At 71.8% G+C, this 11,700-nt stretch carries 9 protein-coding genes and 1 tRNA gene; all 10 read right to left on the bottom strand.

What is annotated here, in order from left to right; all coding sequences use genetic code 11:
* Positions 1-341 (bottom strand): HAD family hydrolase (locus tag J0670_RS15990; RefSeq protein ID WP_207812243.1); only part of this gene is annotated, 341 nt, incomplete at its 3' end.
* Between the two features lie 4 nt (positions 342-345).
* Positions 346-2,034, bottom strand: a complete 1,689-nt coding sequence (locus tag J0670_RS15985) for an FAD-binding oxidoreductase (RefSeq protein ID WP_207812242.1) — start codon at positions 2,032-2,034, stop codon at positions 346-348.
* Positions 2,031-2,888 (bottom strand): TIGR03619 family F420-dependent LLM class oxidoreductase, encoded by an 858-nt coding sequence (locus J0670_RS15980; protein WP_207812241.1) that lies wholly within the window; start codon positions 2,886-2,888, stop codon positions 2,031-2,033. Before J0670_RS15980 ends, J0670_RS15985 begins: the two co-directional genes overlap by 4 nt.
* Positions 2,885-4,162 carry a serine hydrolase domain-containing protein gene (locus J0670_RS15975; RefSeq protein WP_207812240.1) on the bottom strand — a complete coding sequence of 426 codons (1,278 nt, stop codon included), beginning with the start codon at positions 4,160-4,162 and terminating at the stop codon, positions 2,885-2,887. Before J0670_RS15975 ends, J0670_RS15980 begins: the two co-directional genes overlap by 4 nt.
* Positions 4,159-5,382 carry a sedoheptulose 7-phosphate cyclase gene (locus J0670_RS15970; RefSeq protein WP_207812239.1) on the bottom strand — a complete coding sequence of 408 codons (1,224 nt, stop codon included), beginning with the start codon at positions 5,380-5,382 and terminating at the stop codon, positions 4,159-4,161. Before J0670_RS15970 ends, J0670_RS15975 begins: the two co-directional genes overlap by 4 nt.
* A gap of 129 nt (positions 5,383-5,511) precedes the next feature.
* A complete protein-coding gene (locus tag J0670_RS15965; RefSeq protein WP_207812238.1) occupies positions 5,512-6,759 on the bottom strand; it encodes an MFS transporter in 1,248 nt (415 codons plus the stop codon).
* A gap of 214 nt (positions 6,760-6,973) precedes the next feature.
* Positions 6,974-8,599 (bottom strand): multicopper oxidase family protein, encoded by a 1,626-nt coding sequence (locus tag J0670_RS15960; protein WP_207812237.1) that lies wholly within the window; start codon positions 8,597-8,599, stop codon positions 6,974-6,976.
* A gap of 247 nt (positions 8,600-8,846) precedes the next feature.
* Positions 8,847-9,902 carry a type III polyketide synthase gene (locus J0670_RS15955; protein ID WP_207812236.1) on the bottom strand — a complete coding sequence of 352 codons (1,056 nt, stop codon included), beginning with the start codon at positions 9,900-9,902 and terminating at the stop codon, positions 8,847-8,849.
* Between the two features lie 302 nt (positions 9,903-10,204).
* On the bottom strand, positions 10,205-11,410 hold the full coding sequence (locus J0670_RS15950; protein ID WP_207812235.1) for a cytochrome P450: 1,206 nt from the start codon (positions 11,408-11,410) through the stop codon (positions 10,205-10,207).
* Positions 11,411-11,600: 190 nt separating this feature from the next.
* Positions 11,601-11,688, bottom strand: a tRNA-Leu gene (locus tag J0670_RS15945).
* Positions 11,689-11,700 lie beyond the last annotated feature (12 nt).

Below are 11,700 nucleotides of genomic sequence, written 5' to 3'. Positions count from 1 at the left end.
ACCACCGCCCAGCGCTCCGGCGGCAGCGAAGCGGTCAACTCGCGTGCGCCGGGCAGCGGTTCGATGCCGTCGACGGCCGTGAGCTGGACGCTCCGCAGTCGCGCGGCCTCGGCCTCCACCTCGGCGGGGTCGGCGAGGAAGCCCGAGAGGATGTCGTGGGCCGTCCGGCCGGGCAGCGCCGCCAGGACGTCCGGGACGGGCAGCCCGCGGCGCACCGCGAGGTCGGTCCAGACCCGCTCGATGGCGGCGGTGGAGTCGATCAGGGTGCCGTCCATGTCGAAGAGCGCGGCGAGGACGGCGACGGACACGACGGACGTGGAGGACGTGGAGGACGTGCTCATGGACTCACCCCTCGACGGACTGGGCGTGGTGGAAGACGTTGGTCGGGTCCCAGCGGCGCTTGACGGCGCGCAGCCGCGCGTAGTTCCGCCCGTAGTACAGCTCTCCCGCGCTGACGCCCGAGGTGTTGAGGGCGGGGTCGGAGAGGTCGCTGTTCGGGTAGTTGACGTAACTCCCGGCGGTCACCGCGTTGTAGACCGGCGCGCCGCCGGTCTCGCGGAAGATGCCGTGGTAGGCGCGGCGCAGCCAGGCGATGTTCGGCGCGTCGTGCGCGGCGTCCTGCCAGAACGTCTGCACCAGGAACTTCATGGTGGCGTCGCGCTGGTGGACGGCCGTGTCGCCGGGGGCGGTCCGGGAGATCGCGCCGCCGAGGGCGGCGACGTCGATCCCGGCGGAGACGGACCCCTCGACGGGCTCGGTCAGCGCCCGGTACATCTCGGCCTTCTGGACCTCGGTGAACTGCCCCCGGAAGTTGGCGGACCCCTGCTTGCCGCGCCGGTTGGGGTTGCTGTTCTCGGCGCTGGAGGTGCCGATGAGGCGGACCGAGTTGAGCCAGGGCATCCACTCCCGGGTCACGTGGGAGGGCCCCGCGTCGCGGCCGAGGGCCGCCGCCAGCCGTGCCACGAGGGCGTCGCCGAGCGGCGCCGACTCCGGGGAGGAGACCTGCATGACCATCCCGATGCCGCCGAAGTCCCGGTGCCGGACGGTCAGCCAGGGGAAGACCGCGTCGTGGGCCGGGTCGCTGGCGTGGTGGCGGGCGCACCAGTCCGCGAACTCGGAGAAGAAGGCGCCGAGTTGGGCCGGGGTGACGCCCTCCCACGGCCAGTTGCAGGTGACGATCTGCACGCTGGCGGGCGGGGAGATGAGGAAACGTTCCTGCGACGGTGTCCGGAAGTCGAACCGGGTCACCAGACCGAAGTTCCCGCCGCCGCCCCCGGTGTGGGCCCAGAAGAGGTCCTTGAGGTCGCCGGTGCTGTTCCGGTCGCAGTAGGTCAGCGAGGCCCGGCGCTGCGCGTCGACCGTGACCACCTCGACGCCCTGGAGGTGGTCGACGGTCAGTCCGTGCAGCCGGGAGAGCAGACCGTACCCGCCGCCCAGCACGTGCCCGCCGACGCCGACGGAGTAGCACACGCCGCCGGGGATCGCCACGCCGTACCGGCGGTACAGGCTGTCGTACACGTTCAGCAGCCGGGCGCCCGCGCCCACCGAGTAGACCCCGCGCCCGGCGTCGAAGGCCACGGTGTCCAGGGAGTTCATGTTGACCAGGGACCGCACGTCGGGGGAGAGGACGAAGTCCTCGAAGCAGTGCCCGCCGCCGTACGCGGTGAACCGGCGTCCCTGGTCCAGCGCCCGCTGGACGGCGGCGACGGCCTCGTCGGCGTCGCGCGGGGTCAGGATCTCGTCGGGGCGGATGTCGAAGCGCCGGTTGTAGCCGACCCGCAGGGAGTCGTACTGGGGGTCCCGGCCCTCCCGCACCACCGGAACGTCGGCCGGGGTGCGGGGGGAGGCGACAGCGGTGGGGCCCGGGCTCGCCGCCGCGGGCGTCTCCCGCAGGACGGTCGCGCCCGTCAGCGCCGTGCCCGCCAACCCCGCGCCGGCCGCCCGGGCGAGGAATCCGCGTCTGCCCAGACGGTCGGCGCGCGAGCCGTCGTCGGTGGTGGGGGCCGTGTCCGGCCCGGATATGCCGGTTCTCATGCCTGAGCCCCCGTCCCCGCGCCGAACACGGCCCGCACGGCACGCTCGAACGGGTCGAGGAAGGCGCGGATCTCGGCCAGCGGTGCCGACGGCGCGAGCGTGGCGATCCGGTCGACGCCCGCGGCGGCCAGCGCCTCGATGACGGTCGGGTCGTGCGGCACGCCCATCACGGTGACCGGGATCCGGCGGCCCCACTCCTGCGCCCGGGCCCGGAGTTCGCCGATCCGGGCGAGGAGCACCCGGGGCGGCACCGACCCGAAGTCCGGCATCCAGCCGTCGCCGAAGGCCTTGATCCGCTCCAGGGCGCGGGGGCCCGCACCGCCCACGTAGATCGGCGGGCCCGGCCGCTGGAGCGGGGTGGGCAGCACCACGATGTCCTCGAAGTCGATGTGCTCGGAGTGCACCGTGGTCGGCTCGCCCGACCACAGCGCCCGGACGGCCAGGGCGTGTTCGGTCAGCCGGGCGTTGCGGCGCCGGGGGTCGACGCCGTGACGCTCCATCTCGTCCTCGATCCAGCCGGCGCCCACACCCACGTCGAGGCGTCCGCCGATCACCCGGTCGAGGCTCGCCAGACGCTTCGCCATGGCGATGGGCTCGTGCTGCGCGAGGAGCGTCACCGCGGAACCCACCCGCAGCGCGCTGGTGGCCGACGCGGCGGCCTGCGCGGCGACGAACGGGTCGTAGGTCTCCCGGAACCGCCGCCCCAGGGTCGGGGCCTGGGCGGCGAACCGCAGGGACTGGTGGGTGTGTTCACAGAAGTACAGGGCGCCGTACCCGGCGTCCTCCAGGTACCGCGCGAGGTCCGGTACCGGGGCCGTGTCGGCGGTCTGGAAGATCGAGATGCTGGTCTTCATGAGGCGGACGTGCTCTCCAGTTCGTGCAGGGACTGCTTCAGCGCTCGGATCAACGAACCGGCGCGGTGGTCGTTGTTGCCGATGTCGAGCAGGCGGTTGGGCGTGTACGACAGCGAGATGCCGCTGCCCGGCCAGGCGAAGTGCGCGGAGCCGCCACCGCCGTCGTGGCCGAACATGTCGCCGTCGACACCGTCGCGCGGCACCCCCTTGAGCCGGTAGCCGCCCCGCCCGTAGGCGAAGGGGAACCCGAGCGTCGGGTCGTCCTGCCGGACGGACAGCGTGATCGCCTCGCGCACGGTCGCCGCCCGGGCGATGTTGCCGCGCTCGCCGTCGGGCCGGCGCAGGTCCTCGGCGACCAGGCCGTACATCCGGGCGATGTCCCGGGCCGTGCCGGCGATGTTGGCCGCCGGTACGTAGGTGTCGGCCAGGCCGGGGGAGTTCCAGACGACGGCGCCCTGCGGGAACGGGATCGGGTTGGCCCAGATCGCCCGTACCAGCGCGTCCTCGCTGGTGTTGAAGCGGTCGTACTGCGAGGTGAAGGCGTCGTCGTAGGTGACGCGGGCGATCTGCCCGGGGGACCACGGGGCCCAGTCCACGGCGAGCCCGTGGGGCTCGGCGATTTGGGTGCGGAAGACGTCCCGCAGGGTCAGGCCGGTGGTGCGCACCGCGAGTTCGTCCAGGATCCAGCCCATGGTGTACGGGCCGTAGACGAGTCGCGGGGCGGGCACCGGCTTCTGCGCGGCCAGGACGGCGGCCATCGCCCGGGCGTCGCCCAGCAGTCGGTGGTCGACCACCCGGGAGGTGACGGCGGGCAGTCCGCCGGTGTAGGTCGCGACGTCGCTGACGGTGACCTCGGACTTGCCGTGCGCCGCGAACTCGGGCCAGTAGTGGGCCACCGGCCGGTCGAGGTCGAGGACGCCCTCGTCGCACAGCCTCAGCAGGGTGGTGACGACCACGCCCTTGGAACCGGAGAAGATCTGCGCCCGGGTGTCCCGCGTCCACGGCGTGCCGGACCGGTCGTCCGCCACCCCGCCCCACAGGTCCACGACGCATTCGCCGTAGCGGTGGACGGCGAAGGCCGCGCCGGCCTCGACCTCCCGGAGGTTGGTGGCGAAGACCTCCCGGACGGCCTCGTAGCCGGGGGCCACCGAGCCGTGCACGCCGTCGGCCGGCGCCTCGCCGACCGGGCGGCCCGCGGGCGTGGCGGTGCCCGGGGCACCTGCGCCCGGGGTCCCGGTGCCGTCGGTGTACGTCGTCGAGTCCAGGCCGGTCATGCCACCGACCCCTGCTGCCACCGGACGAGGTCCCGGGCGTAGGAGTCCACGAAGGCCATGCCCGCCTCGATCTGCGCCGGCGTCACGTCGTTGACGAAGACGTGGTCGCCGATGCCCCGGGTCAGCGGCAGCCGCTGGAGGCCGTCGCGGTGGCGGACGGTGTCCTCCAGCGCCTTGACCAGGAGGTCCTGCTCCTTCAGCGCGTCGTTCCAGGGGCTCAGCCCGAGGCCGGTCATCACGTCCAGTACGCGGACGGCGTCGTCCTCCGTCATCAGGCCGCGCTCCAGCGAGATGCCGGTGGTGAGCGCCATGTCGATGGCCACGGCCTCGCCGTGCAGCAGCTCGGAGACCGCGTACATCTCGACGGTCGGGCTGAAGGTGTGCCCGTAGTCGACGCAGCGCTCCAGGACGCTCTCCCACAGGTTGGGCTGGAGTTCCTCCAGCATCAGGTGGATGGACTCCTCGATGACGTAGTCGGCGGTGTCCGCGTACCTCGGGCTCTCGAAGAAGCCGCGCAGGTCGGTCAGCGAGGCCTTCTCGACCCGCTCGAACAGCGGGAGCGACTTCACCAGCGCCACCTTGAGGATCTCGGCCATGCCGTTGCTCAGGTGGCGGACCGGGAGGGTGCCGAGGAAGCGGGAGTCGAGCAGGCTGAGCAGCGGCTGCGCGTAGGTGCCGATGCGGTTCTTGCCCTCCCGGTGGTTGACGCCGGTCTTGACGCCGACGCCCGCGTCGACGAGCCCGATGAGGGTGGTGGGGATGCGTACGTAGGGGGTGCCGCGACGGAAGATGCTCGCCGCGAAGCCGACCACGTCGCACAGGACCCCGCCGCCGATGGCGATCACCGGCTCACGGCGGCGGTCGACCCCGAAGCCGTCCATGGCGGCGAGCACCTTGTCCACGCTGGCCCAGTTCTTGACCTGCTCGTGCGCGTCGAGGACCAGCTTGGCCGTCCGGAACCCGTGCTCCTCGAAGTAGGCGTCGATGGCCGAGCCGTAGATGCGCTCCACCACGTCGTCCACGACCAGCAGCCGCCGGTCACTGGCGCGTCCGGCTGGGCCGGTGCCGGTGCGCAGCGCGTCCGCCAGATACGGATCGTCGGGGTGCAGCAGGTCCCGGTGGACCAGGACCTCGTAGCTGACCTGCTTGACCGCGTCCACGGTCCACCGTCCTCTGGCCTCGCGGTCCAGGCGGTGTCGGTACTCCACAGCGGGGGTCATTGCTTCCTCCATGGCATGAGCACGACAGTTTGAATGTCCGAATTCAGCGCTCTTCCCGGCGCGGGGCGGGGCGGGGTGAGTCCGGGAGGACCGACCGGTCCCGTCGTCCGGTGCCGCGCCCCCGGCCCGTCAGCTCCGGGTCGGCTCCTCGACCGGAGCCTCGGCGTCCTGTGCGGCCGGCGCCGCCGCGAGGGCGCGGCCGTACCGGGCGTAGAGCACCCACGCGAGGACCGCGGCGAGCACGGCGGGCACCAGCGCCGGCAGCGGCAGCCCGTCGGCGGAGTGTCCGCCGTCGAGGTAGGCGCCGCCCACCGCGCCGGCCAGGGCGATGCCCACGTTGAACGCCGAACTGTTCACGGAGAGCGCCAGGATGGGCGACACCTCGCCGGCGTTGGTGGCCACCCAGGTGTTCAGCGCGGGGAAGGTCGAGAAGTAGGCGAGGCCGACGAGGACCGTCAGCACCACGGCCACCCAGGTGTTGGTGGCGCCGATCGCGAGCCCGGCCAGCACGACCAGGGTGGCGGTGACGGTGATCGCCATGGCCCGTACGACGTTGCGGTTGGCCAGCCGCCCGCCGGCGGTGTTGCCGACGACCGAGCCGATGCCGTAGACGAGCATCACCCAGACGATCAGCGAACGGTCCAGCCCCGCGCCGTCGGTGAGGAACGGAGCCACGTAGGTGACCAGCGTGAGGGCGGCCATCCCGGTCAGCGCGGTCACCGCGACGCCCAGCAGCAGGGGCGGCCGGACGAGACCGCGCAGTCCGGCGACCCGGTTGCCGGAGGCCGGCTCGGCCGGTGCCTCGTCGGCCGGGAAGGTCAGCACCACGGCACCGAGACTGATCGCGGACAACACCGCCACCAGCGCGAACGCGGCCTGCCAGCCCACGTGTTGACCGAGCAGCACCCCGATCGGCACACCCAGCACGGTGGCCAGGGACAGGCCGAGGGTGATGCTGGCCGCCGCCGACGCCTGCTTGCCGGGGCGCGCCAGCCGCATCGCGGTCGTCATGAAGACGACCAGGACGGTGGTGTGCACGAGACCGGTCAGCACTCGCGCGGCCAGCCCGACGGCGAACGTCGTGGCGGTCGCGGCGAGCACCGACCCCACCAGGTAGACCGCGAGCGACCACATCAACAGCCGCTTGGCCCGCGCCCCGTCGAGGAACATCGTCAGCAGCGGCCCCGCCACCGTCACGGTGGCGGCGTACGCCGTCACCAGCAGCCCCGCGGACCCCTCGGTCACCCCGAGGCCGTGCGCGATGTTGGGCAGGATGCCCGCGACCACGTTCTCACTCGTACCGAGGGCGAACGCCCCCACGATGAATCCGGCGAACAGAAGCCGCCGGCGCGTATCCGTTAACGCCGTCTCGTTCATGCTTGTGACCCTAGGACCTGACATCGTGTGAGCATGGAGCCCGTTCAACGGTGATCCGCATCACTCGGTCCAGGTCATCCGGGCCGGCCGCACCGACGGATCCCCTCGTCGCCGGGGGCGCGGGAAACGCGAAATGCGGGCCAGGATTCCTCCTGACCCGCATCGCCTCGCCGACGGTGTCGGCGGATGCGCGGCGCCCGGCGTGATGCCGGGTTCACCGATGCCGTCGGCCCCGGCGGTGGTGCGCGCGGTGGAGCCGGTGGAACCGGTGGAACCGGTGGTGCCGTCGCCGCCGGCCGGATCCGGACGCCGACGCCCCGGAGTGCCCGGCGGAGTCGACGGAGGACTCCTCCGACTCCTTGCCGGGGCCGCCCGACTCCTTGCCGGGGCCTTCCGAGCCCGCGGGCAGCACGTCGATCCGGCCCATCTGGCCGTGCGAGGAGTGCACCATGTGGTGGCAGTGGTAGACGTACTGCCCCTCGTAGTCGCCCCAGGTCATGGCGATCCGGACGTACTCGCCCGGGTGGATCACGACGGTGTCCTTGAACCCGGCCTCGGCCGGGCCGACCGCCTTCCCGTTGCGGTCCAGCACGCGGAACCGCACCAGGTGGGTGTGGAAGGAGTGGGGGGCGTGGAAGACCCCGGCCGGCTTGCGGGTGAGGCGGTTGTGGATCGTCCAGATCTCGCTGGAGCCGACGGTGGTCCGCACGTCGGTCCGGTCCGGATCGTACTTGCGCCCGTTGATCCTGGTGTCCGGGAAGGTCGTCAGGTCGAACTCCCGGTGCACCGTCGCCTTCGGGATCGGCGGCAGGGTGGCCAGGACGTCCGGCACCCGGCTCTGGTCCTCGGCCGCCCGGGTGATGTCGAAGCGCAGCACCTCGGAGCGCTCGCTCTCCAGTGCGGCCGTGTTCTCCAGCACCACCGATGAGCCGACCGGGTAGCGGGCGAAGTCGACCACGACCTCGGCGCGTTCCGCGCCGGCCAGGGTCAGCTCGTGCACCTCCACCGGCCCCGCGAGCAGCCCGGCGTCGGAGGCGATCTGGATGAACGGCACGCCGTCGGGCAGGCGCAGCGTGATGTGGCGGTTGGGCGACACGTTGAAGAGCCGCAGCCGGTACTTGCGCGCCGCCACCTCGAAGTAGGGCCGCTCCTTGCCGTTGACCAGCATGTGCGGGCACTCGTACGGGGACGTGTAGACCAGCCGGCCGTCGGCCTCGATCCGGGCGTCCCGGAACAGCAGCGGGATGTCGAACTCACCGGCCGGCAGCGGCAGGCCGCTCTCGTGCGGGTCGCTGAGCAGGTAGGCGCCGGCCAGGCCGCGGTAGACGTTCTCGGCCTCCAGCTGGTGCGCGTGGTCGTGGTACCAGAGCGAGGCGGCCGGCTGGTCGTTGGGGTAGTGGTACTCGCGGGTCTCGCCGGGCTTGACGATGTCCATCGGCAGGCCGTCGTACTGCGACCGGACATGGCCGCCGTGCAGGTGGACGGCGGTGTTCACGCCCAGGTCGTTGGTCTGCTGGACCACCACCTCCCGGCCCCTGACCGCCCGGATGGTCGGACCGGGGAAGCAGCCGCCGTAGCTCTGGACGGTGGTCAGCAGCCCCTTGACGATCTCCGTCTGGGTCTCGGCCATCCGGAGCCGGTACACGTCCGAGGAGTCCGTCCGCGACACCGGGCTCAGCACCGGGGGCAGCGGCATGGCGTGCTCGAAGGGGACGATCCGGGCGGCCGACCGCTCGGCCTTCGACGCGGCCGGAGCGACCGGAAGGGGCGGAGCGGACGGCAGTGCGAGGGACGAGGTCCGGACCCCGACCGGTACGCGGTCCCAGGGGATGAGGGCCACAGGGCCGCCTATGGTCGCGGCTTTCAGAAGGTCTCGTCGGTTCAGCATTCCCGGTCTTTCTGTCCAGGACTCGGCGGTCGGTACGCCGCCGGGCGAGTGGTCGCCGGTCGCGGCTCGCGGCGGCCCTGCTCAGGGGCCGCCGCGGCCACGACGGCACGCGGGCCGGGGGTTTCGGACCGTAGCGATGGTGCCGCGCTCCGTAACCGCCCGTTGGCTCAGTATCAGCGACCTTCGCCCGGTTCGCGCGTCAGGAATCGGGTGACGCCCAGGTGCCCAGGGACATCTCGGCGGTGATGCCCGGCCCGAACCCGGCCAGCAGCCCTTGGTGGCCGTCGAGGGCCGACCGCTCGTCGAACATCCGGGCCAGGGCGTCGAGCACGACCGCACTGGCGATGTTGCCGTACTGGGTGAGGGTGGCCCGGCTGAAGCGGAACGCCTCGGGCGGCACCTCCAGGAAGCGGCTCAGGTCGTCCAGGATCCGTGGACCGCCGGCGTGGACGATGTAGAAGTCCAGCGCGCCCACGTCCCACTGGTGCTGCTCCGCCACCGCGCGCAGGGCCGGGCTGAGGGGCTCCATCGTCCCCGGCACCCGCTTGTCGAGCTGGAAGTGGAATCCGGTGGAGCGGACGGCGTAGGAGATCCACTCCTCGGTGTTCGGGATGAGGTACGAGCCGTTGCGCTCCAGCCGCATCCCGGTCCCGCCCTCGCCCCGGACCACGGCGGCGGCGATCCCGTCACCGAACAGGCCGTTGGACAGCAGCGACCCCACGCCCAGGTCCGTGGGCTGGTAGCACAGCGAGCAGAACTCGCAGGCCACGATCAGGACGTTGGCGCCCGGGTAGGCCGAACAGAAGTCGTGGGCCCGGTTCACCGCCGCGCCACCGGCCGCACAGCCCAGTTGGGCGATCGGCAGCTGCCGGGTCTCCGGCCGGAATCCCAGCTTGTTGATCAGCCACGCCGTGAGCGCCGGCATCATGAAACCGGTGCACGACACGTAGACGATCAAGTCGATCTGCGACGGTTCCACTTGGGCCTGTTCGAGGGCCCTGACCACCACCGCCGGAACGCGGGCCTTGGACTCCGCCTCGAAGATGGCGCTCCGCTCGTCCAACCCCGGGTGCTTCAGCACCACGTCGATGGGCTGGATCAGATGCCGCTTCAGCACGCCGGTGTTCTTGATGAGGCGCAGTGCCAGTCCGAGCTGTGGATGGTCGGGGTGGATCCTGCGCGCCAGATCGAGGGTCTCCTCGTTGGTGATGATGTGCTCGGGTACCTCTATCGCCGGTTTGCACAGAACTGCCATCGGACTTCCTCCTGACGGGCGGTGTTCCCGGTGCGACCCTGGCGGGGCGGGAATTCACCGCTCGACGGCAGCCGATGCGAGCCGGACGCGCGAAGACGGCGCGGGCGGCGGGACTCACCGGGTAGGGCCCAACGGAGTGGCGGACGAGCCGGCAGAGCGAGGATTCGGATGCTCGCGGTGCGGGCGGTCGTACCGGCCGTAGGTCGGTTGGGCACCTCAGCCCAATTTACGGAAGGCGGGCCCACCGCGCACGTCGGGCCGCACACCCCGGGGTGTGCGGCCCGACGTACGCGGTGCTGCCGTCACCAGGTGACCGGCAGCGCCAGCGGATAGCGCCAGATCGACGTGGTGTTCCACGCCACCTCCGCGGCCGGCTTCGCCAGCGCGATCCTGGGGAAGCGCTCCAGCAGGGTCCCGAAGGCGACTTCGAGTTCGGTGATGGCCAGCGGCGCGCCGAGGCAGTGGTGCGCACCCCAGCCGAAGGTCATGTGGGACGGAGTGGTCCGCTCCAGGTCCAGCTCGTCGGGCCGGTCGAACTTGCGGCCGTCCCGGTTGGCCGTCAGGTAGGAGACGTGCACGATGTCCCCCGCCCGGATCGTCACCCCGCTCAGCTCCACGTCCTCCAGGGCCACCCGGGGGATGCCGACGCCCTTGCGGAAGGGGATGAAGCGCAGCAGCTCCTGGAGCACCTGGGGGAGCGTCTCGGGCCGCTCGCGCAGGGCGTCGCGCACGTCGGGCCGGGTGAGGATGGTGTAGGAGAGGTTGCCGAGCTCGTACGTCGTGGTGTCCTGGCCGGTGATCAGCAGGACCATGGCCATGACGGTGAGTTCCTTCTCGTCGAGGACCTCGTCGCCGTCGCGGGCCGTGGCCAGCGCGCTGATCAGGTCGTCGCCGGGGTTCCTGCGCCGTTCGGCGGTCAGCTCGGCGAAGTACGCCCGCAGGTCGGCCTTGGCCCGCACCGCGTCCGGCTTGTTGGCCAGGCCCACGTTCATCATCGTCCGGGCGTTGGCGCGCAGTTGCGCGCTGTCGGCCTCGGGGATCTCCAGGACCTCGCAGATCGTGATCAGCGGGAGCGGGTGGGCCAGGTGCTCCATGAGGTCGGCCGGGGACCCCTGGTCCCGCATGCCGTCCAGCAGCTCGTTCACCACGTGCTGGGTGCGGTCCCTCATCCGCTCGATGTGGTCGGGCGTGAAGCCCTTGGACACCAGGCTGCGCAGGCGGGCGCTGGCGGGCGGGTCCATGACGTTGATCGCCTCGGACTGGACGATCGGCTCGGGAGTCATGCGCGGAAAGTCCCGGCCGATGATGGCGTGGCGGCTGAATCGCCGGTCGGTGGTCACCGTGCGCACGTCGTCGTACCCCGTGACGAGCCAGGCCTCCTCCGCGCCGTAGGGGAGACGGATGCGGCTGACCGGTGCCTCGTTCATGAGTTGCCGGAGCGTCGGGTCGAACTCGAGGGCCTCGGCGAAGTCGAAGGGGCAGTTCCGTGCGCTGGAGTCGGTGGACATGCGGACCTCCAGGTCTCGGCCGCGCGGGCCGGATGGGAAGGCGGACGGAAAGTGCACCGGTACCCCATCGGTCGGCCGCACACACCGCTGGACGCGGGAGACCGCCGGTAATTCATCCGGGCCGATCAGCGCAGGCGGGGCGAAAGACCCCTGGAAAAGCAGAAGACCCCTGACGAATCAGGGGTCTTGCTGGTGTCCGAGGGGGGACTTGAACCCCCACGCCCGATAAAGGGCACTAGCACCTCAAGCTAGCGCGTCTGCCATTCCGCCACCCGGACCGGGTGTCGTCC

It is taken from the genome of Streptomyces sp. FH025, assembly GCF_017427025.1.
Classification (GTDB): Bacteria; Actinomycetota; Actinomycetes; order Streptomycetales; family Streptomycetaceae; genus Kitasatospora.
Note: the sequence above shows the minus strand (reverse complement) of the source record. Positions and strands in the feature narration are given on the sequence as shown.